The organism is Natronorubrum daqingense, assembly GCF_001971705.1.
GTDB lineage: Archaea > Halobacteriota > Halobacteria > Halobacteriales > Natrialbaceae > Natronorubrum > Natronorubrum daqingense.
In genome coordinates this window covers 1,590,220-1,616,571 of the sequence record NZ_CP019327.1, presented here as the reverse complement: position 1 = coordinate 1,616,571, position 26,352 = coordinate 1,590,220, and the positions used below count along the sequence as shown (strand labels likewise).

Here is a 26,352-nt window from a genome sequence, read left to right as displayed (position 1 = left end):
ACCCGGTGAAGATCGAGTCGATGTCACTCGAGTCCAGAACGCGTCCAGTCCGCCCGAGCCAGTCGACGGCTGAGATCTCGAGGAGCGGTAGCCGTCGTTGAGTCAACGCTCGAGGACGCGACCTTGCTGCGACGGCATCGGTTCGTCCGGTGTGAGACTCTCCGTTTCGTCCGTGGCCCGAACGGGAACCAAACAGCGTAGATGCGCGAGGACGAATCACCGAGCCGTCAGTCTCGGACCCGGACGATTCCTTCCTCGAAGACCTTCCGGTTGGGAACGATGTACTCCTCGGAGTCGTCTTCGATTTTCGTGACGAAGAGGTCGACTTCTTGAACGATGCCGGATTGCTCACCGATTTCGACCCGGTCGCCGATCCCGTACGGCTGGTTGAGTAACAGATAGATTCCCGCGGCACTCGAGACGAGGAAGTCCTGTGAGGCGATGGCCCCGACGATGACCGCGCCGATTGCGATCACCGTGAGCAAGATGAGCAACGGCGAGACGAAGACGCCGATCTGACCGAGCGCGATGACGAACGTGACGAACAAGACGGTGTACTTGACGAGTTTCGGCACCAACGAGACTTCCGGGACTTTAACGCCGCGAAGCGACTCGCCGACGACCAACTCGGCCTTATCGGCGACGATGAAGCCGACGATGAGGACGAGAACGGCGATGAACACTTGCGGAATGAACTCCGTTACCCGCATCCAGAACGCATCGGTGTCGAGTAACTGCGCGATGTGAATCGCCGTGAGGACGGCGATGCCGTAGATGAACCACGAACTCAATCGAGCGACGATTTCGACCGTCGACGTGCCGATCGACTGGGCGGTCCGCTCGAATGGCGTTCCCTCGACCGCGTCCGGAACACCGGATGCCGTCAACAGTTCTTCGTTGAGTCGGCCGACGAGGTAGCCGACGACGACACCGAGTGCCAACACCGCCATGGCTATGACGGCCGGTTCGTCGATGAGGGTCTGCCAGTCCATATCAGTACGCCTCCGGATCGACCTCCAAAATAAGCTCACCGGCCTTGAACGCCCGGACGAGCCCATCACTCTCCGAGAGCACGATCGTTATCGAGTTCGTATCTCGAGTGATCGCACCCCCGGCCATGTGCCGCGCGCCGAGTCCTTTCGGAATGTCGACGCCCTCGGCCGACGGCTCGAGGTATCGATAGGCGGAGACGATCTTCCCCGCATCGGAGATGACGAACGCACCGTCGAGTCGCGAGAACTCCTTTAACATCACGTTGACGATGGGGTCGCCGACGTGGACGTGGGATTTCTCGAACGGATTGTACGACAGCGGTCGGGATTTGTTCATCACCTTGCCCGCGTCGCCGACGACGAAGAGCGCACCGACGGGCTTTCCTTTCTGTCCCTTCTGTCCGAGTTCGATCGCCAACTCGAGGACGGATTTAATCACTTCCGGGTCCGCTCGAGATTTCACGAAGAGGTCGTAAATGCCGGTGTGTGCCTCGCCGTCCGCACGAACGCGCGCGAGCGTATCGGTTTCGCCGCTGAACACACTCGTCGCACAGACGAGTTCGTCCCCGTCTTCGATGACGTCCTGTTCGAGTGCGCCCTCGAGCGCGAATCGAATTCGGTCGGTAAGATCGTCGAACGAGAGTGGGAGTTCGACGAACGTCTCTGCACCCACCGCGTTTTCCGTTCCGACGACGACTACGTCGACATCCTCGATCGCTTTGAATCGCTCGTAATACGAGCCACTCGGCGAGAAGAGGAAAACCCCATCGACGTCCGAATAGAGATCGCCGAACACGTCGTCTAAGCCGTCCATTGATCATATAAGTCGTGTCCGCGCGAATAAACGTTGTGGACCGTCTGACGCGTGTCTGCCACGTTGCGTTTCGACTTCACTCGAGGCCACTGTTGGGGCAGTGGCCAGTTTCAGCTTCGGTCCGATACTCGAGAGCTGTAGCTCGCGTATTTGCTCGCCGCAACAATGCGCGGGACCGGATTCGAACCACGCCCGAGAACCTGCGCCGTGGGCACAGAACCTCGGTCTAATTCGAACCGCCGACCGCATTCTCCGCTCACGGGGTTGTTCGCGGAGAATGCGCGGGACCGGATTTGAACCGGCGGACCCCTACGGGACAGCGTCCTAAGCGCTGCGCCGTTGGCCTGGCTTGGCTACCCGCGCTCACGAACAAATTTTCACGAACTGAGTAAGTACCTGTCGATACGCGTCATCGCTGTTTCACTGGCTCTTCGGGCGACCAGTCCGGCGGCACGATAAACGTCACATGCTCTGCATCCCGGAGTTGGTGGAGTTCCGCCGCTTGTTCGGCCAGCGATCGATTCCGATACGGCATCTCGAGGCCGCAACCGGTACACACAAGCTTGCAGGTTGGCTCTTTCATAGACGAGACGCAGCCGTGGTCCGAACCCGAACGACGAGCGTCATCGTATACTGGCGCGAGTACCACGGTTTAGTAGTTGTATCCTAGTGAAATTGGCAGTGAACGGCCAATTTCCGGACTCGTTCGTAGCTGAACGTTGTCCGGGACAGAACCCCATTGGACCACTGTTTCGGAGATTTGCACACCGAATCAGGTCGAATTATCGATATGTATGGCGTGACCCGTAACGTTATCCTCATTGGGGCAATACGTCGGCGTATGCACTCCGCCCGCGACAGACTCGAGTACGATGACTGGCTCGAGGAACTGGACCAGGTGGCCGATCGCCTCGAGCTTACGAGCGACGCTCGTTCGTGTGCGGTCGACCTCTTTCTCGCCGATGTCCCGGACGAAGACCGATCGAAGCAACCCGTTCTCGCGGCGAGTATCTACGCTGGTTCACTCGTCGCAGGCGACGGCCGAACGCAGGGTGATGTCGCCGAGGCAGCAGGTGTCTCACGGCTTTCGATTCAATCCCGGTGGAAAGATATCCTCGCGGATGCGGGTCTCGAGCCGCCCCAGTGGTAGGCTGATTGTTTGCCGTTCCGATCGTTTCACTCCCACAGTCTCACACTGCGTCAGTGTACGTGGACGATACGGTGGTGAAACTATCTTTGAGCAGCGAGAGAATCCCGCCGTTCACGGCGGGCGTGAATTCTCGACAGTGTGACGTACGTACAATCAGACGCTCACGTCGAGTAACAGGTGCTATCGGGGGTCCGTTTCTTCTTCCTCGACTACGTTCCCGTGTTCGTCGATTTCGCCCATCACGATTCGCGTACTCGAGATGATATCACCATCGTCGGCGCGCATGTGCTCGACGACGACGACCTCGAGTGGGTCGTGGCCCTGTTCTTCACGAATCTCGTTGATTCGCTCGCCACCCTCACGGGTCTCAGGAGAGACGACGAGGTAGTCGTACTGGGGCTCTGTAGCGATACCAGTCGGCTTCTCGAGACATCGAACCTCGAACTCGCGGCCGTGAGTCGCCGCGATTGGCTCGAGTTCCGCCTCGAGATTCGCTTTTCGCTCGTCGAACGATCTCACGCGTCGTTCGACGTGTCGTGTCTTTGGAGCGAGCTCGTCACTTGTCAGTCCCACGGTCACATCCCCGAGTTCGAACGCCCGTTCGAAGAGCCGACGATGCCCATCGTGGACGGGGTCGAACGTCCCACCGAGCGCGACGTCCATACGCCACCTCACTTGGGCGGTGCGTATAAAACGGTCGAATCACCGAACGAATTCGCGCCCAAAACGACGACCCACGCCCGAGGGAATACGTCATCCGTCGAAACTCACCTCCACATTGTTTTTAGTACTCCCCTGCAGTGTCCCCGGTATGGGATTAGACGAGGACTCACTCGAGTATCACCGCACCGATCCTCCCGGAAAAATAGAGATTTCGACGACGAAATCGACGAATACCCAGCGGGATCTCTCGCTCGCGTATTCACCCGGCGTCGCCGCCCCGTGTTTAGAAATCGACGAAGCGGACGACGAAGCCTACACGTACACGGCAAAAGGCAACCTCGTCGGTGTCGTCTCGAATGGCTCGGCCGTCCTCGGTCTCGGCGATATCGGTGCACAGGCGTCCAAGCCGGTGATGGAGGGGAAAGGCGTCCTCTTCAAACGCTTCGCCGACATCGACGTTTTCGACATCGAACTCGACGAAGCCGACCCGCACAAACTCGTCGAAGCCGTCAAAATGATGGAACCGACCTTCGGCGGCGTCAACCTCGAGGACATCAAAGCTCCCGAGTGTTTCACCGTCGAGGAACGCCTGCGCGAGGAGATCGACATTCCGGTATTCCACGACGACCAACACGGCACGGCGATCATCTCTGGAGCCGCGTTGCTCAACGCCGCCGATATTGCAGAGAAGGACCTCGAGGATCTCGAAATCGTCTTCTCGGGTGCTGGCGCGAGTGCCATCGCAACCGCCCGATTCTACGTTTCACTCGGGTGTGAGAAAGAAAACATTACCATGTGTGACTCCTCGGGGATCATCACCGCCGAGCGGGCACAGCGAGGCGACGTCAACGAGTACAAACAGCAATTCGCCCGTGACGTTCCAGAAGGCGACCTCGCGGACGCGATGGAGGGTGCAGACGTGTTCGTCGGCCTCTCGATCGGCGGAATCGTCTCCCAGGAGATGGTCCAGTCGATGAACGCGAATCCGATCGTCTTCGCGATGGCTAACCCGGACCCGGAGATCGGCTACGAGGAGGCGAAAGCCGCCCGCGACGACGACGTCATCATGGCGACGGGCCGTTCGGATTACCCGAATCAGGTCAACAACGTGCTCGGCTTCCCGTTCATCTTCCGTGGCGCGCTGGACGTGCGCGCGACCGAGATCAACGAAGAGATGAAGGTGGCTTGCGCCCAAGCGCTGGCCGATCTCGCCCGCCAGGACGTTCCGGACGCAGTCGTCAAGGCCTACGGCGACGACCCGATCCAGTACGGTCCGGACTATATCATCCCGAAACCCGTCGACCCGCGGGTCCTCTTCCGCGTCGCGCCGTCGATCGCCGAAGCTGCGATGGACTCCGGTGCCGCGCGCACCGAAATCGACCTCGAGGCCTACGAAGAGGAACTCGAGGCTCGACTCGGCAAATCGCGCGAGATGATGCGCGTGGTCCTCAATAAGGCCAAGAGCGAACCGAAGACCGTCGCGCTCGCGGAGGGCGAAAACGAGAAGATGATTCGCGCGGCCTACCAGATTCAAGAGCAGGGAATCGCCCTACCCGTCCTCATCGGCGACGAGAGCGAGATCCGCCAGACGGCGGCCAACCTCGGACTGGATTTCGATCCGCAGGTCGCCGATCCCGCGGTCGGCGACTACGAAGGGTACGCGGACCGACTGCACGAACTTCGAGCACGCAAGGGAGTCACGCGCACCGAAGCGGGCGACATGATCGAACGCGACTCGAATTACTTCGGGAGCGTGATGGTCGAACAGGGCGACGCCGACGCCATGCTGACCGGCCTCTCCCACCACTACCCGTCGGCCCTCCGCCCGCCGCTGCAGGTGATCGGCACCGCGGACGACGTCGACTACGCGGCCGGCGTCTACATGCTCGCGTTCAAGAATCGCGTGATCTTCGTCGCCGACGCGACGGTGAATCAGGCCCCCGACGAGGAAGTCCTCGCGGAGGTCACCAAACAGACCGGAAAGCTCGCCCGTCGTTTCAATATCGAACCGCGAGCGGCGCTTCTGTCGTACTCGAACTTCGGTAGCGTCAACAACGAGGGCACCCGCAAGCCGCGTAACGCGGCGCGGATGCTCCAGGACGACCCCGAGATCGACTTCCCGGTCGACGGCGAGATGCAAGCGGACACGGCCGTCGTCGAGGACATTCTCGAGGGAACCTACGGCTTCTCGGAACTCGAGCAACCCGCGAACGTGCTCGTCTTCCCGAACCTCGAGTCGGGGAACATCGGCTACAAACTGCTCCAGCGTCTGGGCGGCGCAGACGCCATCGGACCGATGCTGGTCGGGATGGACAAGCCAGTGCACGTCCTCCAGCGGGGCGATGAGGTCAAGGACATCGTCAATCTGGCGGGGGTTGCGGTCGTCGACGCACAACAGGAGTAGTCCCGCGAGCGAAGCGGAACGCTGAGCGAGCGGCTTTTTGGTGGAGATTTTTGCGCGAGCGGTGAGCGAACGTGTGAGCGAACTCGAGCGGAAAAAGGTCCAAGCGACATCGTCAATCTGGCTGGTGTTGCGGTCGTCGACGCGCAACAGGAGTAGTCACGCGAGCGAAGCGGAACGCTGAGCGAGCGGCTTTTTGGTGGAGATTTTTGCGCGAGTGGTGAGCGAACGTGTGAGCGAATCCGAGCGCAAAAAGGTCCAAGCAACATCGTCAATCTGGCGGGGGTTGCGGTCGTCGACGCGCAACAAGAATAGCGCGATTTGGAGCCTGCAGGGTGAGAATCGCGACAGCCGAGCGGGTGAACTCCCCTCGAGTAGCCAGGTGTCGCCTTCGTTCGCGCCTCAGACGTCGAGTGAGTCGCGCTTTAATCGTTTTTGGTGTCATTCGAACGTAACCGCTCGAGTCGTGCTGGCGCGTATCTCGTTGCATATAAATATCCGCCGGGACTGGGTGTGGATATGCAAGATCAGGCAGGCTCTACGCGAAAGCGAACCGGTGGCCGACTCAAAAACGTCCGCAAGCGCCGTAAAGACGAACTCGGCCGTCTGCCGACCGAAACGCAAGTTGGCGAGCCACGATTCCGAACCGTCGATGTTCGCGGGAACGGAACGAAAACTCGCGCACTCGCGACTGACGTCGTCAGCGTGAACAAAGACGGCGAGACCGTCTCGGCCGACATCGAAGACGTCGTCGAGAACGACGCCAACCCGAACTACGTCCGCCGAAACATCATCACGAAAGGCGCCGTCATCGACACCTCGGAAGGGCAGGCTCGCGTCACCTCCCGTCCCGGCCAGACCGGACAGGTCAACGCCGTTCTCCTGTAGGAGCCACTGCACGTCAGTGCACACCTGATCGCCAGACAATTCGGCGATCAGTCCTCTAACCCGTTTTAGTTGGTACTATAGAGCGATCCGGAACCAAACTCGAGGTGCGACTCTCTTCTCAGCCCACGGGCCAACGTGAGCGACGCTGTTCGTGTGGTTCGCCTAACGGGGAGATCGGTCCGTCCCGTCCCAGGAGTACGAGCGCTTGAGGTCCGAATGGGCAGACTCGTTCACCCCAGTTGACACCCCCACAGCCATTTGTGAATCGGTGGTGTAGGAGGGCCGGATCGACAATGACTGACAGCACCATCATCCCACACCGGGAACTTGGAGTCGAATTCGGTGAGTTAGCGGGGCAACTGGAGGAACACTCCTACCCGAGTACGAACGAGGAACTCGTCGAAACGTTCGGCGAGCATATGATCGAACTTCCGAACGGGGCAGAAACGGTCCGCGATATCCTCGGTTCGTTTGCGAACGAAACGTACGAGTCGCCGAGTGAGGCACGGCAAGCGATGTTCAACATGGTCGGTAGCCGAGCGATCGGCCGACGGTACTACTCCGATCGCACGCCGCCCGCACTGGGGGAGAGACGAGAAGACGAACAACTCTCGTTCTGATACCCTCGATTCGGTCTCTCTCTCCTCGCAGCCGTGTCCTGTCAGTCCCATCGAAAGGAGCGAACGACACTGTCTCCGATTCTACCGGGACGAGCCGAAATTCCTCCCATCACGACCTCTCGTTCGGTAGTTTCACGAACCTATCGCTCAGGGCCGTGGCGCTGCCTTCTGAAGCGCTGTCTCGGCGATGTTCCCGCCGTAATCCGCACTTCGAGAGAGCGAGTCGACGATCAGCCCGAGCGATTGGGCCTGGACGGGCTCTAAGTCGCGCAACATGTCGTCGATCGTCCGCGTGTGCTCGTCGATCTCGAGAACGGCTTCGCGGGCGGCGTGGCCCAGTCGATTCGCCTCCTGGCTGTCCTCGGTGACGAGCGCGTCCATCGACTTCTCGAGGACGCCGGAGGCGTCGCCGTGGAGTTCGACGAGGGCTTCGGCGACGGCTTCGGGAATCTCCTCGAGTTTGAACGCGAGATTGCTGATCTTGGCGGCGTGATCGGCGACTCGCTCGAGTTGGCGGGCGCTCGAGTGGTAGTCGAAGCAGTCCTCGCGGGGCACGCCGAGTTCCTCCGCGGCACGAGGTGAGCGAAGCGTCGCCCGGAAAATTCGCGAGACGACGAGCCAGAGTCGGTCGACGTCGTCGTCGCGTTCGATGACGTCCTGTGCGATGTCGTCGTCGTTCTCGACGAGGGCGGTGACGGCGTCCTCGAGCATCGAACTGGCGATCAGACGCATACGAGAGACAGCGTTGACGATCGAGAGTTCGGCGGAGTCGAGGAGGTCTTGAATAACGACGCTGTCGGTCGTTTCGGAGAGCACTTCGACGCCGACGAGACTCTGCGTCGCGCTTCGGATCGCACTTCGCTGGTCGGTCGTGATCCGTCCGGCCTCGAGTCGGATGATGTCGAAGCCGCTGACGTACATCGTCATGACGGCTCGAGTCAGGCGCTCGCCCTCGAGGTCGTCGATCCCGAGGGTTCCCTCTTGGCGGTTGGTCTCGCTCTGTGGTGTGAGGAGCAGCGAGTCGCTCTCGGGGTAGAATTCGACCGTTGTTCCAGCGCTGACACCGTTGTCGGTCGCCCACGACTTCGGTAACGAGACGGTGTACGTCGACCCACCAGTTACCTGGACCTTTCGCGTCTCCATACGGATGAAATTCGGCGGCATCTGTATAAATACACTAGGTCTCTATAGATGGAGCACCTCTCGTCTCGATTATCATATTGGTACGATTGTGACCGACGTGGCCGAGAAGGTGGAAACAGCGTTCTCTGGTACCCAGTGTCGAACATAGGGCTATATAGATAACATAGTAGGGTATTTAGACGGGAGGAACGCTAGAGCAATGCGATGGGTACCGACCCGATTTCCGGTGGTGGCGACATCTCACGTCGTCGCGTTTTACTCGGTGTCGCAGGATCGAGTCTGATGGGACTGTCTGGGTGTATCGTCCACGGCGAGGACAGCGGTCTCGACGGCGAAATCGTGATCGACGGCTCGAACACGCTGTTGCCGAACAGTGCACTCGTCGCGGACCTGTTCAACTGGGAGAACAATCAAGTGAACATCCCGGTCAGGGGATCGGGGACGGGTGCTGGCTTCCAGCAGTTTTGCCGGGGTGAAACTGACCTCCAAAACGCCAGCCGAGATATTTCGGACGACGAGTTAGAACTCTGTGAGTCGAACGGCACTGAGTGGATTCAACTCGAGGTCGTGATGGACGGACTCGCGATCATGAAGCACCCGGAAAACGATTGGTGTGACTGCCTGACGACCGAGGAACTCGAGGCGGTGTGGCAAAACGGCTCGGATGTCGACACCTGGCAGGATATCGACGACGAGTGGCCTGACGAGGACATTTCCCTGTACGGTCGAGACACCGCGTCGGGGACGTTCGATTACTTTACGGAGACGATCAACGGCAGTGTCGGGGACATTCGAAGCGACTACAGTGGCACGCCGGATACGAATCAGATCATCAACGGCGTCAGCGGCAACCAGTACGCGATGGGCTTTGGGGGTGCCGGATACTACTACGAGAACGAGGACGATCTCGATCTGATCGCGGTGGACGACGGCGACGGCTGTATCTACCCCGAACCGGACACGATCGAGATGGACGAAGACGAGGAGGGGGCGTACACGCCCCTCGCGCGACCGATGTACCTCTACGTTCGCGAGGAGTCGTTGCGTCGGGAAGCCGTTCGAGAGTTCCTCCGGTTTTACCTCGATAATACCCAAGAGACGGCTCGAGACGTCGGGTTTTACGCCGTTCCCGACGAGACGATCGAAGAACAACGTGAGAAACTCGACGAGATAACCGAGGAGTACGAATGAACACTGATCGCAGACGGACGACGATACTGAGAGCGTGGCGACGAGTAGGGGGGCTCAAATGAGTACCGAGCCGGTCAATCTCAGTCGGGAGGACAATGACGTCGGGTCGTTTATCGACAGATTCGCGAAGTGGATTTTCTTTTCGTGTGCGCTCGTCACCGTCTTGACGACGCTGGCGATCATCCTCGTGCTCGTCGATGGCGCGGTCGACTTCTTCTCGGAGGTCTCGATCGTCGAATACCTCACGGGAACGGAGTGGAGCCCTCGAGACGCGAGTAATCCGAGCTTCGGCGTCTTACCGCTCGTCTGGGGGACGCTCGTCGTTACCGTCGGTTCCGCAATCATCGCGCTTCCGGTCGGGACGCTGACGGCGATTTACCTCTCGGAGTACGCCAACGAGCGCGTTCGCCGTCTCGTCAAGCCGACGCTCGAGGTGCTGGCCGGGATTCCGACGATCGTCTACGGATTCTTCGCGCTCTCGTTTATCACGCCGGTGATTCAGTACTTCAATCCGGATGTCGGGACGTTCAACGTGCTTTCGGGTGCCATCGTCGTCGGCGTCATGATCATCCCGATGGTGTCTTCGATCTCCGAAGACGCGATGAGTTCGGTTCCGGACTCACTTCGGAACGCGGCCTACGGACTCGGTGCGACGAAGTTCGAAGTGTCGACGCAGGTCGTCTTACCGGCGTCGCTCTCGGGAATCCTCTCGGCGTACATTCTCGCGATTTCGCGGGCGATCGGTGAGACGATGGCGGTCACGCTCGCCGTCGGGATGTTGCCCCAGATCTCGATGAGTCCGTTCGCCGAGATGCAGACGATGACGGCCTACATGGTCGAAATCGGCACCGGTGACGCCTCAGTCGGATCAATCGGGTACATGAGTCTCTTTGCGCTCGGCTTGACGCTGTTCGTAATGACCTTCTTGATGAACGTCGGTAGCATGTGGATTCGCTCGCGCTACCGGGAGGAGTACGAATGAGTACCCCCACCCACTCGGACGGACTCGACGTCGACGACTCCTCGATCCGTCGGATGCGGCTGTACGGACGCATCTTCCTCGCCTGTTGTATCCTGGCGACGCTCGTCGGAATCGTCGCCCTCGTCGCCCTCGTCCTCGACGTGGTCAACGAAGCCTGGGGCTGGCTCACGCTCGAGTTCCTGACCCACCCGCCGTCGTACCTCGCCGAGAACTACGACCCGTCGAACTACGGCGATCTCCCGACCGGTCCGGGTGGAATCTATCCGGCACTCGTCGGCTCGGTGTATCTCATCGCGATGACCGCCGTCTTCACGCTGATCCTCGGCGTCGGGGCCGCAATCTATCTCGAGGAGTACGCGAGGGAGACGTTCCTCACGCGCTTCATCGAGGCGAACATCGCGAACCTCGCCGGTGTCCCCTCGATCGTGTACGGTCTACTCGGACTGGCGGTCTTCGTCAGAGCGATGGGTGCTGGCTCGAGCCTCCTCGCCGGTGCACTCACGCTCACGCTGTTGATCTTACCGATCGTCATCGTCCAAACACAGGAATCGCTTCGTGCCGTCCCGGACTCGATGCGTCAGGCGTCGTATGGTACCGGCGCAACGAAGTGGCAGACGGTCAGAAACGTCGTGCTCCCGGAAGCGATTCCCGGCATCATGACGGGGATCATCCTCTCGCTCTCTCGAGCGATCGGTGAAACGGCCCCGATCATCATGGTCGGTGCGGCGACATCCATGTTCGCGCCGCCCGACATTACGGAGCCGACCGGCTCGTTCGCCGCGATGCCGATGCAGATCTTCACGTGGGCGAAAGAGCCCGAAGGGGACTTCCAACACATCGCCGCAGCCGGCATCATCGTCCTGCTGGCGGTATTGTTGCTCATGAACGCGGTCGCGATCTACATTCGGAACAAGTACGACCGTCGGTGACGGTCGACGGGCGAGGATTCGGTTTCACCGACTCGTTTTACTCCCAGTAAGTGGGCGTATCCGCAGCCGTCGACCTATATAGTCGTACAGAGCCATCACGAGGCGACAAGAGCCATCATAGTATCCTACTTAGTCGGTCAGCTGATGAATTGTCGTATAGATGGCACCGACAATCGACGACGAGGCGAGTTCCTCGCGTCCGTGGGAAAAGGCGCCGGAGCGAATTCCGCAACAAGTAACTGCTCGAGGCTCAAGGGTTACGTATCCCAAATGACCGCGAACGGACCTCAAACCGTCACGACATCGGAATCCAGCGATTCCACTGCTGACGCCGCGATGGCCGACAACGCGCCACTTGGCTCCCCGCGGGTCGACGATGCCGTCATCGAATCGCGCAATCTCGACGTCTTCTACGGTGACGATCAGGCCCTTCACGGAATTGATATGGACATTCCTGAACGCGGAGTCACGGCGCTCATCGGGCCCTCCGGCTGTGGGAAATCGACGTTCCTGCGCTCGATCAACCGAATGAACGACCTGATCGACGTCGCGCGCGTCGAGGGCGACCTCCATTTCCACGGGAAGAACGTTTACGACGAGGACGTCGACCCCGTCGCCCTCCGTCGGAAAATCGGCATGGTCTTCCAGAAACCGAATCCGTTCCCGAAGAGTATCTTCGACAACGTGGCCTACGGTCTCCGCGTGCAGGGGAAAGACGACGGCGACGTCGAGGCAAAAGTGCAGACGGCACTCGAGCGGGCGGCGCTCTTCGAAGAAGTCGAAGACCAACTCGACTCGAGCGGGCTCGATCTCTCTGGGGGCCAACAACAGCGACTCTGTATCGCTCGCGCGATCGCTCCGGACCCCGAGGTCATCTTGATGGACGAGCCAGCGTCGGCGCTGGATCCCGTCGCGACCTCGAAAATCGAGGACTTGGTCGAGGAGTTAGCCGAGGAGTACACCGTCGTTATCGTCACGCACAACATGCAACAGGCGGCGCGTATCTCCGATAAGACGGCCGTCTTCCTGACGGGCGGGAATCTCGTGGAGTTCGACGACACGAACAAGATTTTCAATAATCCCGAAAGCGACCGGGTCGAAGATTACATCACCGGGAAGTTCGGGTAACGACGGCGATCGAAGTGGTGTTTCTCGAGTTGCACGAACTGACGTATCGATCCGTTCGTGAGTGACCCTCGTAGCCATTGTGAGGTAGTACACCGCTGATCGCCAGCCGTGTCGGCGATCAGTGTGTGAATCGGTTCAGTTGGTACTGGAGGCCGTTCGGTTTTACCGACTTCGCCGAATCAGTCACTGGTGGAGTACAATCGCCAGCCCCCGCTATCGACGGACGCCTCCGTGGTCCGTGTCACTCGCAAGCACCCTGTTTATCGAAATCAGTCTGGTAGCTACAGTGTCAGTAACTACCAATGGTTCGCGAGAATCTCAGCAATAGTGTCTTCGGGGGTGCCAGACCGCGATGAGTTCGGACGAGGAGCGCTCGGACGAAGAGCCGTTTCATCCACTCGGCGAGTCGTGGCAAACGAGCCTCGAGGAGGCGCTCGAGGAGACCGAGTACGACGCGGAGTTGGGGATGGAGATGGCGGAAGACGCCATGCGCGTCACGGAGGGGACGCTCTCCGAGGAGGCGTTTTACGACCGGTATCACGAGGACGTTCTCGAGGAGTTCGGCGAGGATAATCGGCCCATAGCCGACGGCACGGAGTCGACGGCGGAGGGTCACGTCGACCGCGCTCTCGCCCAGGTCGGCGTCGGTGAAGAATCACGTCGCGGCGTCCTGAAGAAGATGGGCGGCGCTGGCGCGGTCGGCATGAGCGCGTGGGGGGCATCGAACAGCGACGGAAACGCGGAGTCGGCGTTCGCACAGGACGACGAGCAAGAAGCCGACGAACCGGACGAGTCCGACGAGGAGGGCGTGCAGTGGGGGATGGCACTGGATCTCGAGCACTGCGACGGCTGTCTCGCGTGCGTCACCGCCTGCGCGGAAGAACACAACTGGGAGCAGGGCGCGAACTGGATGTACGTCCTCTACTTCGAGGACGACACGCCGGGAGAGGCGAACAACGCGATGATTCGCCCGTGTCAACACTGTACCGACGCTCCCTGTGAGAAGGTCTGTCCGACGACGGCCAGACACACCCGCGAGGAAGACGGCCTCGTCCTGACGGACTACGATGTTTGTATCGGCTGTCGATATTGTCAGGTCGCCTGCCCCTACGGCGTTAACTACTTCCAGTGGGAGGACCCGGACGTCCCCGAGGGCGAACTGGACGAAGATCACATCTACGACGGCCGAGACCGACCGGTCGACAGTCGCGGCCCCAGAGGCGTCATGGAGAAGTGTACGTTCTGCCCGACTCGACAGGACGGCTCGAAAGACGAGGACATGATCGGGTCGACCGCCTGCGAGGAGGCTTGCCCGCCGGAAGTGATCCAGTTCGGAAACATGAACGACCCGAGCAGCGACCCACAGCGATACATCGAAAACACGGCGAAGAGTCGCACGCTGGCACGGATTTCCGGCGAGTTGCCACCTCCCGACGAGATCGAAGAACAACTCGAGGACGAGGATATCGAAGACGAGGACGACCAACTCGAGGCCGTCACCGACGCCGTCGAGGAACTCGACGAAGAACTGCTCGGACTCGCGCTCGCAATCGACGTTCTCGGCGAGGACGGCCACCCCGAAATCGAAGCGGACAGTACGTTAGCCAGCCAAGAAGAAGACGTGATCGAACTGGTCGAGGTCCTCGACGACCAGGGCCTCGATACCGAGGACGAAGACCTGCTCGTCGAACTCGAACTGGCGGACGAACCTGACGAAGACGAAGAGTTCGACGGAGCGAGCGACGCGATGGCGCAGGATCGACTCGAGGCGTACACCGGTGACGCGCCCTCGACGTTCAAACTCCTCGACGATATCGGCACGGACCCGAACATCGTCTACCTCGGTAACGAACCCGGGCCGAATGCAGAACAGGTCGAAGGACCCGTCGCGTACGACGATATCGGTCAGACCGACAATCGAAAGGACGTCCTCGACGAGGGAACCGTCGGCGTCGACGGCCCGTCTATCTGAGGCGGAACGAGAACGCCGCCGGCCCGGGATGACTCATCGATCGTGGAAATTCAGCAGTTCGTGGAAACTCATCAGTCCGTGGAGACTCGTCGGCTTTAGTACGCCTCACTCGAAAGACGACGTATGAGCGTTCGACAGCGGCTAATCGTCGGCAGTCTCTGGATTGGCGTCGCAGCAGTGATGGCAACGACACTCGAGCCCGGCCTTCCATCGACGCTCGGCGAAGGTGCACGCCTGTTCGTCGTGGTCATGGCGCTCTTTCTCGCCGTCGTGTACATCTTCGACCCGTGGGATATCCACAGCCGAGAGTACTTCGAGTAGGCAGGGGAGCGAGCGTGTGCTCGGAGTCGGGAACCGAAACAGTAGATAGTAGCACAGTTTCTTTATTCAGAATCGAACCTAAAATCGAATCGGGACAATTCGGTCACTCCATGTACGAACTGATCAGCATTTCGAGTGGCGCAAGAGTTTTGTATGTCAGCATAGTAGTGGGAATTAGGTGATTCGAAATGGGAAAGTCCGCATTTGAAGCGAACAATGGAGAAGAACTCACACTCACAGTGGACGATAGAGGGCGGGTAACACTCCCAAAAGAGGTTCGGGACCGATTAGGAATCGAATCAAACGATGAGATTCCTGCAACCCTCGTCGGGTCGGTCCTTGAAGTCAACCCCAAACCAAGCTCGAAATTGGAGACAGCAACAGCCGGTCAGAAGAACTGGGAGAACACGACACCAACTGATGCCGGAGAAACCCTCTTCGGGCCGATGGACCAGTGAGCGACTATCCGATGACTGATTCTCTCCCTACTGAAGTGACAGTTCTCACTGACGTGAACGTACTAGCAATCGCGCTCACCGATGATCATCCTGCACATGACGATGTGTATCCGTGGGTCCAAAACGCAATTGATGGGCCAAACGTCTTGCTCGTGTTTGATTATTATCCGTTGCGAGCGCAGTATCTGATGACGAGCAATTTTGGAGTAGACGCAGTTGCTGCTCGAAATGCTATCCAATCACTTGTTCGTAGCCCTGCACGAATCGTCAGTGCCACCGAGACAACGCTGCTTGAGGCGTACGAGATCAGCGCTGAGAAAAACCACGACGTGTACGATTCGTTCATCGTTGCGCTTGCACGAGCATATGACGCCGATTACTTGATTACAACTGACGGCGATTTCGACGATCTTTGTGACGACGAAGATGTGAAATACGTCAATCCAATCCCAACTGAGACACGTGAGAAATTAACCCTAATTGATGGATAGTATGGTCTGTGATGCAGATGCGGCCTGTACTTACCGCGATTTTCACGATTTACTCTGAATAAAGAAACCGTATTACCAACTACTGGAAACGTAGTCGTCGGCTCTCAGTCGGTACCCCGACTGAGCATTTGCGACCGTGGCGAATTCCACGTCACCCTCGAGGTTAGTCGTCGGCTGGTGTGAGTGGTTTGGTGTCAGCGGCGAGCAACCGGTCGAGTGAGTCGACCATCGCCTCGACGCTGGCGCGGGTGATGTCGGCTTCGCTGCGGGCGACCGTGACCGAGCGATCGTTACGGACCATCGTGACTTCGACGGTGACGACGGCGTCCGTGCCGCCCGTCACGGCGTTGACGTGGTAGGACTCGAGTTCCGCGTCGGCCATCGAACCGAGCGCCTCGCGGACGGCGGAGACGGCGGCGTCGACGGGTCCGGAACCGGTACCGCTGGCGACGCGTTCCTCGCCGTCGACGGCGAGTCGGATGCTCGCGGTCGGAACCGCGCCGCCACTGGTCGCGGAGAGATCCAGCAGTTCGACGACGCGTTCGCGGTCGTCCCCGGTCACGTCTTCGGCGATGGCGAGCAAGTCGGCGTCCGTGACCCGACGGCCGCGGTCGCCCAGTTCCGTAACCCGCGTCGCGATTTCGGCGATCGAATCGTCGTCGGCCTCGACGCCGTGTTCCTCGAGCGTGGCCTTGACGCCCGCGCGCCCGGTGTGTTTTCCGAGTGCGAGGCGTCGTTCCCGCCCAACCGTCTCGGGGGCGTAGGGCTCGTACATCTTGTCGTCCTTGAGCGTCCCGTCGGTGTGGATGCCGCTCTCGTGGGTGAACGCGTTCTCGCCGATGACGGCTTTGTTCGGCGGGAGTTGGACGCCCGTCGCTCGTGAGACGTTCTGTGCCACGTCGTACAGTTCCTCGAGTTCGAGCGTCTCGACGTCGTAGACGTGCGAGAGGGCGATCGCGACCTCCTCGAGCGAGACGTTTCCGGCGCGTTCGCCGAGGCCGTTGACCGTACAGTGGACGAGGTCGGCACCGGCGGAGACGGCCGAGAGCGCGTTCGCGACGCCCAACCCGAGGTCGTCGTGCGTGTGGGCACTGACGGGGCCGAGTTCGGCGAGTCGCGAGACGGCCTCGGCGGTGCGTTCGGGGCCGGTGTGGCCGACGGTATCCGCGAAACAGACTCGGTCGGCTCCGGCCTCGAGGGAAGTCGACATAAGTTCCTCGAGGTATTCGAGGTCGGCTCGAGAGCCGTCCTCGCCGATAACTTCGACCCAGAGGTCGTGATCGGATGCGTACCCGACGAGTTCGGCGGTCGTCGCGAGGTTGTCCTCGCGGGAGGTGCCGACCTTGCCTTCGACGTGGCGATCGCTCGCGGGGACGACGAGGTGGACGCCGTCGACGTCACACTCGAGTGCGAGGTCGATGTCGGCTTCGATGCCGCGACAGAAGCTGGTGACGCGGGCGTCGAGATCGAGGTCGGTCACGCGGGAGATCGCCTGTCGCTCACCCGCACCGGTACAGGCGCTTCCGGCTTCGATGACGGAGACGCCGGCGCGCTCGAGGCCGCGAGCGATGTCGACTTTTTCGTCGGGCGAGAGCGAGACGCCCGGCGCTTGCTCGCCGTCGCGAAGTGTCGTGTCGAGCAGACGGACTGTGCGGTCTGGGGAAATCGTATCTGCAGCGGAGTGAGTCACAGGTAGGAGTGAATCGGTAGTTGGAAGCTGTTCATCGGAGAATTTCACGCCCAGCCGGGTTGCCCCGACTTCCTCTATCCTCGGACATGGTATGCGATGCTATCGCAGTGTCCGCTCTTAAATCCGCCGGTCCCGCTCGAGTGTGGATCACACGCGGGCACCACGAACGCGTCCACAGTGCTCGAGTCACCCGAACAGCCTTGCACTCGCGCGCTGTATCGTCTCTCGAGCATGGATCCAACGCTGGAGCCGCTGGCCCGATCGGTTCGTGAGGCCCCGGTCGTCGACCGCGAGGGGTACGAGTACTTCGTTCACGGCGTCAGCGACGGCGTCCCACCGATCGAGCCGGCGGTATTGGAAGCGATCGCCGACGGAATTCGCCAGCGGGTTGATCTCGCCGATGTCGACACGCTCGTCGCGCCCGAAGCGATGGGAATCCATCACGGAACGGCGCTCTCGCTCGCGAGTGGCCTCCCCCTCGCCGTCGTCCGCAAACGCTCGTACGGCTTTCCGGACGAGGTCGCCGTCCACCAGGAGACCAGTTACGGCGAGAGCGACCTCTTTCTCAACGGCGTCGACTCGGGCGACCGCGTCGTGTTGGTCGACGACGTGCTCTCCTCCGGCGGGACGATCGAGGCCGTCTGCGAGGCGCTCGAGGCCGCCGAAGCCGAAATCGCAGACGTAGTCGTCGTCCTTCGACGCGTCGACATTCCACACGAGGATCTCACTCGCGAGGTTACCAGCCTGCTCGACATCCGCGTGCGGGACGGGGCGGTCGAAATCGTCGAATGACGGGGCGGTTGCGAATCGAGTCGGTCAACACGGTCGGGTCGAGTCGGTCAGCACGGTCGGGTCGAGTCGGTCAGCACGGTCGGGTCGAGTCGGTCAGCACGGTCGGGTCGAGTCAGTGATCACTGTCGGATGCAGTCGTCTCGAGTACCAGCCGATCTCCAACGTCGATATCGTCGGCGGAACCGGCCGGTAGCTCGAGGAGTAAGTCACAGCGCGCTCGAGCGAAACTCCGCCACGGGTGCATCCGTTCGATGCGCTGGACGACACCGTCGGCGACCCAGACGGCGTCGATGGGGAAGAAGACGAACAGCATGTGGATATCCCGCGTTCTGATCGTGTCGAATCGAAACGCGAGCGCGTAGTCGTCGGGAATCGATCGACGAAACATCAGGCCGCGGGTCTGGCTCAGAACGGTATCGGCGACGTCGACGGTCGACGCGACGACGTGGCGGGCGCTCTCCGACGTGGCCGGGTCGATATCGTCTCCGTCGTTTCCGTCGACACCGTCGTTTGTGTCCGCACCGTCTGCGTTCGCCGGGTAGTGAACCAACCGCACGTCCTCGAGTCGGCAAGCCGATTGCAAAAGTCTTCTCGCTCGAGGATGGCACTCCCTCGCGCCAACGGTGGAGCCGTGAGATTCAACTGCTCGCCACCCGAACGAACGACGAGCGCGAATGGAGAAAACGCCACGGGGAACGTCGGTCGGCGTCGACGACCCCTACGAGTTCGCCGGCGTTTGCGACTACCTCACCGGCGAGGGGACGTGTCGCTACGCCTTCGACCACTACGAGCACGACCCCGAGTTCGCCCGCGAGCGCGCGAGCGAGGACTACGCCTGCCCCGTCGTCGACCCCGAAACCGACGAGACGTGGGGCGATTGTCCCCACTTTCGGTCGCGAAATCACGACCGGGAGTGCGTCCGCTGTGGCCTCGAGGAAAAACGCATGGCCCACGACGACGAGCGACCGTTGCTCGAGGAACACCACTTATCGTATCACCGCGACGGCGAGACGCTCTCTCACGAGATTACGATCTACCTCTGTCGGTGGTGTCACGCCAAAGTCCACAACTCGTGGGCGCGGATTACCGACGACGCCTCCCCCGACACCGACGCGATTGCCGCACTCGAGGAGCGCCGCGGCCGCGAGTACGACGAGCTGGGATTCGAATCAGCTGCTGAACGGTACGACGAAGACGTCGACGAGAAATAGCGATAGCACTCCGAACTGACGACGGTTCAACCGGTGTTCTTCATTCCTGCCGCGATTCCCTTCACCGTCAATCGGAGCGTTCGCTCTTCGATGTCAGTTCGATGGTTTCTGTCGAGCAAGTGAACCTGTAACAGGTTCAGCGGATCGACGTAGGGATTTCGTCGCGCCAGACTCTCGCCGAGCCAATCGCGGGTGTGGAGGCTTTCGCGCTGGCCGATGTCGGTGATTAGCGCCGTCGCTCGCTCGTACTCATCGCTGATCCGGGGGAAGAACCGCCCCTCGAGGTCGTCGTCCGCGAGGTCGGCGTACAGGTGCGCGATCTCGAGTTCGGTTCGCGAGAGCGAGAGCGCGGCGTTGTCGAGCGTCGTCCGGAAGAACGGCCACTCCTCGTACATCTCTTGGAGCGTCTCCAACGAACCGTTGTCGTTCGTTCCCTCGCCGTTTAGATACGCGTCGATGCCAGTCGCGAGGGCGTACCAGCCGGGGATGATACACCGCGATTGCGTCCAGGAGAACACCCACGGAATCGCTCTGAGGTCCTCGACGGTTCGCTCGCCCGAGCGAGAGGCGGGACGCGAACCGAGATCGAGGTTTTCGATGACCGTGATCGGCGTCGCCTGCTCGAAGTAGCGGACGAACCCCTCGCTCTCGAGGAGGTTGCGGTACTCTCGACGGGCGGCGTCGGCCATCGTCTCCATCGCCTCGAGCCACTCCTCGGGGATGTCGGATTCGGGTTGGTCCATCGCGTACAACCGCGCTCGAAGCTGGGCGTTCAGCATCTGTTCGATGTTTCGCTCGGCGATGCGCGGATTGCCGTACTTCTCTGCGATGGCCTCGCCCTGTTCGGTGAACTTGACCTGACCCGTGACGGTCGAGTTCGGCAGCGCGAGCAAGGCTTCGTTCATCGGCCCGCCGCCGCGAGAGATGGAGCCACCGCGGCCGTGGAACAGTCGCATCGTCACGTCGTAGTCGTCGCAGATCTCGCCGAGTCGGCGCTGGTTCTTGTACAGCGACCAGTTCGCCGCTAAAAATCCGTTTTCCTTGTTCGAGTCGGAGTACCCGAGCATGATCTCCTGCGTTTGCCCGCGAGCCTCGAGGGCCTGCGCGTAGGCCTCGTTCTCGAAGAGCGACCCCATGATCCGGCGGGCTCCCGAGAGGGCGTACTCGGTCTCGAGTAGCGGCACGATGTCGATGCCACAGTGTTCGGGCAGGGAGACGACGCCCGCCTGATCGGCGAGGAAGAGTACCTCGAGGACGTGACTCGGCTCGTCGGTCATCGAGATACAGTAGGTGTCGATGGCGTGGACGCCGTACTCCGTCTGCCAGTCGCCGAGTTCGTCGAACAGGCGGAGCACGCGAGTGGACTCGTCCGAGAGCCCCTCGGTGTCCGAGAGGTCGACGATGGGATCGTCCTGGAGAACCGCGTCGGTCAGTAACTCGACGCGCTCGTCTTCGGACAGCCGGTGATAATCGATTCCCTCGCTCTCGAGTGCTGCCGCAATTGCGTCGGTGTGCTTTTGCTGGTGTTCCCGTAGGTCGAGACTTGCGAGCGAGAAGCCGAACGTGGCGACCTGCCTGCGGATGGGATCGACGTGTGCTTCGGCGACGGTTTCACCGTTGTTGTCCCGAAGGCTCTGAGCGATGATTTCGAGGTCCGTCTGGAGTTCTCCGGCGTCTGCGTAGCCATCCGGGCGAACGTCACCGACGCGCTCGAGACGCTCACGCATCAGTTTGAGCTTCTGTCGGTAGGGTTCGCCGGGATAACGCGTCTCCGCAGTTTGTGCGCTGCCGGGCAGTCGCTCACGATCCGCTTCGAGCGAGGCTTCGAACGCCTCGCCGACGTCGATCCGACTGCCGTCTTGACTGAGGACGCCGGAGAGACGTTTGAGTTGCTCGCGGTACTTCTCCAGAATGACCGAACGCTGACGCTCGAGGGTATCCGCGGTCACGTCGGGGGTGACGTAGGGGTTTCCGTCACGGTCGCTTCCCGCCCACGAGCGGAACTCGAACAGCTTCGGCACGTCGATCGTCCCCTCGAGTTCGTCGTCGAGGGCGTCGGCGAGTTCGTCGTACACTTCCCCGACGACGTCGAAGAGCGTGTTCTCGAGGTACCACTGGACGTTTCGGGCTTCGTCCGTGGGTTCGGGCTGGCGATTGCGAACCTGTGGCGTCTGCCAGAGACTCGTCACTTCGGCGTCGATATCGCGCCAGTGCTGGGCGTCTTCTTTCGCCGTGAGCGAGCGCTCGTCTACGGTCTCGAGGTGCGTCGAAATCTCCCGGAGCTTCGACTTGACCGTCTTTCGGCGCGCTTCCGTCGGGTGAGCCGTAAACGTCGGTTCGATCAGCACGTCGTCCAGCACCCGTGTTGCGGTCTCGGTGTCGGCTTCGGCCAACTCTTCGGCCGCGGTTTCGAGACTGTGCTCGAGGACCCCCTCATCGGACGCACTCCGAATCGTCCGTACTCGTTCGCGCTCCTCGGCGAGATTGATCAGTTCGAAATAGGTCGTAAAGCCACGCGCGACGATTCGCTGTTGCTGTGGCGAGAGTCCGTGAAGCTCGGAAATGAGCGGCTCTCGGGACTCGAGATCACCGCTCCGGTACTCGATCGCGGCCCGTCGACACGACTCGACCGTCTCGAACGAGCGTCTCGAGGTCTGCTCCTCGAGGACGTCCCCCAGCAACGCGCCGAGTTCTCGCACGTCCTGACGGAGCTCTCTGTTGTGTAGTCCCATACCGTATCCGTACGGCTCCCATCCAAAAAACCCCCGTATAGGGGATCTATCTGCTATATTCATGCTTTTCTGTGATAGTTACTGGCGCTGTCGTGACGGAACGATTCCGTCGGTACGGGCTCTCGGATGACGTCTCCTGTCGTCTCCACAACGTGTCCGCGAAGGGTGACTCGAAGCGAGCGGTCGGCCGTCGAGCCGATATAAACACCTGCTCAGTCCCGGACGTTGTATTATGCGTCCAAAGCACTAACACAGGGGTAATGACTGAGCAAATACTCGTTCCGTACGACGGCTCTGGACCGGCGAAGAAAGCCCTCGAGTACACGTTCGAGACGTTCGACGACGTCGACGTGACTGTCCTGTACGTCGTGCCAGTCCCGGAAGGGTACTGGGAGGCCTTCGAGAATCCGGAGGATCGAATCCCTGCCGCCGACGAGGCGACCGAACGCGGACAGACCATCTTGGACGAGGCGGTCGACCGAGCCGAGGAGTCCGGACACGACCTCACGACCGAGATCGAGACGGGACGCCCGGGAGCGGTAATCGTCGAGCGAGCCGCGGAGGGCTACGACACCATCGTCATCGGCAGTCACGGCCGACAGGGGGTCTCCCGTATTCTACTCGGCAGTGTCGCGGAGTCTGTCGTCCGCCGGGCACCGACACCGGTCGTCGTCGTCCGATAAGGTCCTCACACGCGTTCAGTTGCGAATGCCGGTCAAAACGTTCACGGGAAACCTGCTACGACAGACCCTCAGTCAAGAAATTACAGCGATGACCCACTCCGAATTATCTCAAATAACTGACGGAGTGATTCGATTAGTCGGATTCCCTCTCGAAAAACAGCAGTTGGCCGAAGAAGCCTCTCACGATCTGCGAGCCCGGAACGAGCTCTAAATGACTGTGTCGAGCACCCGGTTAAGCCAACTGAGGAAGCGTGACAGCGTGATCCTCGGTTTCTTTCACGTCTCGAGCACGCCGATTCGTTCCTGCGTAAGGAAGTCAACGAGCAGCCACATATTGTAGACAATACAAGCAAAGACGAAGAGGAACCACCGGACTTGGAACGCCTTCGACGTCGTCCATGCAGCGCACTCTTTGATAGAGGTGTAGCTCTTCTCGATCGCAGCGCGGTTATCGTACACATATCCTACACGAACCGGGCCAGTGAGCCACTGCCATTAGAATTCGACATCAGCGACGACGTAACGTACCACGACGTAGAGTGGCTTGAGGATCAGTACCGGCTGCTCAAGCAAGACGATTGAACGCTTCAGACAGCATATTGTAAACCATTTTGTCGGAACTCTTTTAACTGTCCAGACAATATAGTTTACAAAGATGCTCTCGAAGACTGGACTCAAAATTCTTGATGTGTTATGTTCTAAGCGGGAAGCAACCGCGAAGAACCTTGCAGCAGAAACTGGGCACAGTCGAAAGCAGATCTACCGTGTTGTTGATGACTTACTTGAAGCCGGGCTGGTAGACGAAACTCGGCGTTATCGTAATCAACGCGTCGTACGTGCAACCGATGATCCGGTAGTCGAAGCGTACCGTCACCTAACATCGAAACTCGGTCACGTAGACTGGCCAGGACTCCTGTCACCAGCAACTATTCGCGTCTGCTGGTACCTTGATGAACCCCACCGCGTCACGGCAATCGCTGACCGACTAGGAATCACGCGACAAGCCGTTCACAAAGCCCTATCACCACTCAAGAACCGAGCGATGTTAGCCCTATCCGGTCCAGACTACGCCCTTGCAGACGATCTACAACCGCTACTCGTCTTCGTTCAAGAAGTCGTGACTCACGAGCACCGAACAGAGGTTCGAAAACTCGCCCCAAGTGCGACCGTAGAGTGGTGCGACCCGAAACGCGCACTCGTTCACGTGCAAGAACCCGGAGACACGGACGCACTTCAACACGCCCCCGACTGGGAGATGACTGGGTTGGCGAAGTTCCAAGCGTATGGCCTGCAATTCTTCCTCGCAGGCGAACCAGCGTTCTGGTACGCGCCAGATAACCCACTCACACCTGCGGACATCGTCTGCCATACGCTTGTACTTGAAGCGGACTCACGGAACGTGAGTTACGCGATGCTTCTCATTGAACAGGAGCGAATCGGCGAAGACAAGTTAACTGAGGCCGCGTCGTGGTACAGGATCGAATCGCTGATTAAACGAATCTACCAACTCATCGAAGGTGACTACGCAGCGACCGATGATGTGGGGATCAGTGTCCCGAGTGATCGAGAATACGCCGCGTTGAAAGAACAATACGGGGTCGCCTAAGATGACCGTGTTTAGTGGTGGTGAAGCAATCAAGGAGTTCCTCGGTGAGTTTGACGAGTGGCTTTCAGAACCGGTTGACGTGTACTTGTTGGGCGGATCCGCGATGACGATCCAAGGTCTGAAAGACCAGACCGAAGACATTGACCTCGCGCTCGCCGTGACCACCGAATTCGAGCACGCTCACCAAGCGCTTCAACAGCACGGATTCGAGGTGATCAACGAACCAACTAGATCGTTCGACGGTGTGGGGAAAACGATTGAACTTCGCCATCCGGATCGAGGGCTCCGCGTTGACCTGTTTGAACGGCAAGTCGTCGGCAAGGTATGGATCACAGACCGAATGCATGACCGAGCAGACGAGTTCTGGACCGGTTCGCAGGTGACAGCGTACGTGCTCGCTGACGAGGACATGTTCTTGCTGAAAGCTGTCTCCGGCGGTGATTTAGGAAGCGGAAGGCGGCGAGACATTGAAGACATGCGAATCTACGCACAACGCGGCCTAGCGTACGAAGCAATCATCGAAGAGATAGAGAAACAGCGCCCGTTCAACACGGGTTCGACTGAGGCACGGCAGATCCGCGATCAATCCCACCCGTTGTTCACCATCGAAACCGCGGTTCAGTCACTTTCTGGTCTGTCGACAGCGTTCACGACGCGTATCAGTACGTTCGCAACCGAATTCGAGGTTGAGTATTTTGTTCTGGGAGCGATTGAGGACGGCCAGCACGAGGACGAAGAGATTCAAGACGCTATTCTCTCGAACGTGCGGGCGCTTTCAGAGAATGACCAGCAAGTCGTTTCAGACGCGATTGACCGACTCACCAAGAAGCAAATCATTGAACGAGACAACGACTCACTCCGTCTAAAACACTCGACGTGAACTACCTCGGGGCTTGACCCCGAGGCACTCAGCCTGCTCCGCCTGTAGAGGTCGTGCACGCTTCGTGTCGTTCGCAACTACAGACACGCGTCGAGTTTCGGTGAGGTTCTCACACGCGTCGAGTCTCCCGTGGTAGTTTTACGACCACGAGTGATGTACGACGACCGATGGGACAATCGATTCTCGTCGCACACGACGGCTCGACGCACGCACAGGAAGCCTTCGAGTACGCACTCGAGACGTATCCCGACGCGAATCTCGTTCTCTTTCACGCGATCGACCCGTTCGCCGTCACTCCCGACGCGACCGACGCGTCGGCACCCTTGTCCGAAGCGTGGCTCGAGGAACATCGCGAGGACGCACGTGAACTCTTCGAGGTCGCGCTCGAGGGTCTCGAGACGGGTGACGCCCGAATCGAAACCGACACCGCGGTTGGCACGCCGGCACCGACGATCGTCGCGTACGCCGCGGACGCTGGAGTCGACGGCATCGTCGTCGGGAATCGCGGTCGCAACGACGCCGTCGACGTGCGACTCGGGAGCACGGCCGAACTCGTCGTCAGGCGTGCCGACGTTCCGGTCGTCGTCGTCCGATAGGCAAACGCCCTGACCACCA

26 protein-coding genes and 1 tRNA gene are annotated in these 26,352 nt (G+C 60.1%); 18 read left to right on the top strand and 9 right to left on the bottom strand.

Going from position 1 to position 26,352, the window contains the following annotated elements:
• Positions 1-227: 227 nt before the first annotated feature.
• From BB347_RS07915 to BB347_RS07905, 3 genes are all read right to left on the bottom strand, one after another.
• Positions 228-992, bottom strand: a complete 765-nt coding sequence (locus tag BB347_RS07915; RefSeq protein ID WP_076580323.1) for a mechanosensitive ion channel family protein — start codon at positions 990-992, stop codon at positions 228-230.
• Between the two features lies 1 nt (position 993).
• Positions 994-1,806: a diadenylate cyclase DacZ gene (gene dacZ, locus BB347_RS07910; protein WP_076580321.1), complete on the bottom strand. Its 813-nt coding sequence runs from the start codon at positions 1,804-1,806 to the stop codon at positions 994-996.
• Between the two features lie 278 nt (positions 1,807-2,084).
• Positions 2,085-2,169 (bottom strand) — tRNA-Leu (locus BB347_RS07905).
• 478 nt (positions 2,170-2,647) lie between these two features.
• On the opposite strand from BB347_RS07905, the gene BB347_RS07900 reads away from it, so the two are divergent.
• Positions 2,648-2,956: a transcription initiation factor IIB family protein gene (locus tag BB347_RS07900; RefSeq protein ID WP_076580319.1), complete on the top strand. Its 309-nt coding sequence runs from the start codon at positions 2,648-2,650 to the stop codon at positions 2,954-2,956.
• 180 nt (positions 2,957-3,136) lie between these two features.
• Here BB347_RS07900 and BB347_RS07895 read toward each other — a convergent pair whose 3' ends face one another.
• Positions 3,137-3,619, bottom strand: a complete 483-nt coding sequence (locus BB347_RS07895) for a phosphopantetheine adenylyltransferase (protein ID WP_076580317.1) — start codon at positions 3,617-3,619, stop codon at positions 3,137-3,139.
• A gap of 148 nt (positions 3,620-3,767) precedes the next feature.
• Between BB347_RS07895 and BB347_RS07890 the strand changes: the two genes are divergently transcribed.
• The 3 genes from BB347_RS07890 to BB347_RS07880 all read left to right on the top strand — a co-directional run bounded on the left by BB347_RS07890 (position 3,768) and on the right by BB347_RS07880 (position 7,528).
• Positions 3,768-6,023 (top strand): NADP-dependent malic enzyme, encoded by a 2,256-nt coding sequence (locus tag BB347_RS07890; protein WP_076580315.1) that lies wholly within the window; start codon positions 3,768-3,770, stop codon positions 6,021-6,023.
• A gap of 516 nt (positions 6,024-6,539) precedes the next feature.
• The gene (locus BB347_RS07885; RefSeq protein WP_076580313.1) at positions 6,540-6,908 is read left to right on the top strand and encodes a 30S ribosomal protein S8e; all 369 of its coding nucleotides are present in this window, start codon (positions 6,540-6,542) and stop codon (positions 6,906-6,908) included.
• 293 nt (positions 6,909-7,201) lie between these two features.
• Positions 7,202-7,528 carry a DUF5789 family protein gene (locus BB347_RS07880; RefSeq protein WP_076580311.1) on the top strand — a complete coding sequence of 109 codons (327 nt, stop codon included), beginning with the start codon at positions 7,202-7,204 and terminating at the stop codon, positions 7,526-7,528.
• A 147-nt stretch (positions 7,529-7,675) separates the two neighbouring features.
• Here BB347_RS07880 and BB347_RS07875 read toward each other — a convergent pair whose 3' ends face one another.
• The gene (locus tag BB347_RS07875; RefSeq protein WP_076580309.1) at positions 7,676-8,671 is read right to left on the bottom strand and encodes a phosphate signaling complex PhoU family protein; all 996 of its coding nucleotides are present in this window, start codon (positions 8,669-8,671) and stop codon (positions 7,676-7,678) included.
• A 204-nt stretch (positions 8,672-8,875) separates the two neighbouring features.
• Between BB347_RS07875 and BB347_RS07870 the strand changes: the two genes are divergently transcribed.
• The 8 genes from BB347_RS07870 (at position 8,876) to BB347_RS07835 (ending at position 16,143) form a co-directional block, all read left to right on the top strand.
• The gene (locus tag BB347_RS07870) at positions 8,876-9,862 is read left to right on the top strand and encodes a PstS family phosphate ABC transporter substrate-binding protein (protein WP_076580307.1); all 987 of its coding nucleotides are present in this window, start codon (positions 8,876-8,878) and stop codon (positions 9,860-9,862) included.
• A 58-nt stretch (positions 9,863-9,920) separates the two neighbouring features.
• Positions 9,921-10,844 (top strand): phosphate ABC transporter permease subunit PstC, encoded by a 924-nt coding sequence (gene pstC, locus BB347_RS07865; protein ID WP_076580305.1) that lies wholly within the window; start codon positions 9,921-9,923, stop codon positions 10,842-10,844.
• Positions 10,841-11,773, top strand: coding sequence for a phosphate ABC transporter permease PstA (gene pstA / locus BB347_RS07860; RefSeq protein WP_076580303.1), 933 nt, complete (start codon positions 10,841-10,843; stop codon positions 11,771-11,773). The genes pstC and pstA overlap by 4 nt, the downstream gene beginning before the upstream one ends.
• A 270-nt stretch (positions 11,774-12,043) precedes the next feature.
• A complete protein-coding gene (pstB, locus tag BB347_RS07855; RefSeq protein WP_076580301.1) occupies positions 12,044-12,901 on the top strand; it encodes a phosphate ABC transporter ATP-binding protein PstB in 858 nt (285 codons plus the stop codon).
• A gap of 352 nt (positions 12,902-13,253) precedes the next feature.
• On the top strand, positions 13,254-14,873 hold the full coding sequence (locus BB347_RS07850) for a 4Fe-4S ferredoxin N-terminal domain-containing protein (RefSeq protein WP_076580298.1): 1,620 nt from the start codon (positions 13,254-13,256) through the stop codon (positions 14,871-14,873).
• A gap of 123 nt (positions 14,874-14,996) precedes the next feature.
• The gene (locus tag BB347_RS07845; RefSeq protein ID WP_076580296.1) at positions 14,997-15,194 is read left to right on the top strand and encodes a hypothetical protein; all 198 of its coding nucleotides are present in this window, start codon (positions 14,997-14,999) and stop codon (positions 15,192-15,194) included.
• 188 nt (positions 15,195-15,382) lie between these two features.
• Complete coding sequence (locus BB347_RS07840; RefSeq protein WP_004216296.1) at positions 15,383-15,652, top strand: AbrB/MazE/SpoVT family DNA-binding domain-containing protein; 270 nt, start codon at positions 15,383-15,385, stop codon at positions 15,650-15,652.
• Positions 15,653-15,663: 11 nt separating this feature from the next.
• A complete protein-coding gene (locus BB347_RS07835; protein ID WP_076580293.1) occupies positions 15,664-16,143 on the top strand; it encodes a type II toxin-antitoxin system VapC family toxin in 480 nt (159 codons plus the stop codon).
• 163 nt (positions 16,144-16,306) lie between these two features.
• Here the strand turns inward: BB347_RS07835 and BB347_RS07830 are convergent, their stop codons facing one another.
• Entirely contained in the window at positions 16,307-17,833 is a 1,527-nt protein-coding gene (locus BB347_RS07830) for a (R)-citramalate synthase (protein WP_076580291.1), read from the bottom strand.
• A 231-nt stretch (positions 17,834-18,064) separates the two neighbouring features.
• On the opposite strand from BB347_RS07830, the gene hpt reads away from it, so the two are divergent.
• Positions 18,065-18,625 (top strand): hypoxanthine/guanine phosphoribosyltransferase, encoded by a 561-nt coding sequence (gene hpt, locus BB347_RS07825; RefSeq protein ID WP_076580289.1) that lies wholly within the window; start codon positions 18,065-18,067, stop codon positions 18,623-18,625.
• Positions 18,626-18,737: 112 nt separating this feature from the next.
• On the opposite strand, the gene BB347_RS07820 is transcribed toward hpt, so the two are convergent.
• A complete protein-coding gene (locus BB347_RS07820) occupies positions 18,738-19,181 on the bottom strand; it encodes a DUF192 domain-containing protein (protein WP_083687724.1) in 444 nt (147 codons plus the stop codon).
• A 118-nt stretch (positions 19,182-19,299) separates the two neighbouring features.
• Here BB347_RS07820 and BB347_RS07815 point away from each other — a divergent pair, with 118 nt between their 5' ends.
• Positions 19,300-19,836 (top strand): DUF7097 family protein, encoded by a 537-nt coding sequence (locus BB347_RS07815; RefSeq protein WP_076580287.1) that lies wholly within the window; start codon positions 19,300-19,302, stop codon positions 19,834-19,836.
• A 26-nt stretch (positions 19,837-19,862) separates the two neighbouring features.
• Here BB347_RS07815 and ppc read toward each other — a convergent pair whose 3' ends face one another.
• Positions 19,863-22,568 carry a phosphoenolpyruvate carboxylase gene (ppc, locus tag BB347_RS07810; RefSeq protein WP_076580285.1) on the bottom strand — a complete coding sequence of 902 codons (2,706 nt, stop codon included), beginning with the start codon at positions 22,566-22,568 and terminating at the stop codon, positions 19,863-19,865.
• A 260-nt stretch (positions 22,569-22,828) separates the two neighbouring features.
• Between ppc and BB347_RS07805 the strand changes: the two genes are divergently transcribed.
• Positions 22,829-23,251, top strand: coding sequence for a universal stress protein (locus BB347_RS07805; RefSeq protein WP_076580283.1), 423 nt, complete (start codon positions 22,829-22,831; stop codon positions 23,249-23,251).
• A 276-nt stretch (positions 23,252-23,527) separates the two neighbouring features.
• Here the strand turns inward: BB347_RS07805 and BB347_RS07795 are convergent, their stop codons facing one another.
• Entirely contained in the window at positions 23,528-23,710 is a 183-nt protein-coding gene (locus tag BB347_RS07795) for a hypothetical protein (protein ID WP_236995992.1), read from the bottom strand.
• 196 nt (positions 23,711-23,906) lie between these two features.
• Between BB347_RS07795 and BB347_RS07790 the strand changes: the two genes are divergently transcribed.
• The 3 genes from BB347_RS07790 to BB347_RS07780 all read left to right on the top strand — a co-directional run bounded on the left by BB347_RS07790 (position 23,907) and on the right by BB347_RS07780 (position 26,333).
• Complete coding sequence (locus BB347_RS07790; protein ID WP_076580279.1) at positions 23,907-24,857, top strand: winged helix-turn-helix domain-containing protein; 951 nt, start codon at positions 23,907-23,909, stop codon at positions 24,855-24,857.
• 1 nt (position 24,858) lies between these two features.
• Positions 24,859-25,737, top strand: coding sequence for a VOC family protein (locus tag BB347_RS07785; RefSeq protein WP_076580277.1), 879 nt, complete (start codon positions 24,859-24,861; stop codon positions 25,735-25,737).
• A 167-nt stretch (positions 25,738-25,904) separates the two neighbouring features.
• Positions 25,905-26,333 (top strand): universal stress protein, encoded by a 429-nt coding sequence (locus BB347_RS07780; RefSeq protein WP_076580275.1) that lies wholly within the window; start codon positions 25,905-25,907, stop codon positions 26,331-26,333.
• The last annotated feature ends 19 nt before the right edge of the window (positions 26,334-26,352 follow it).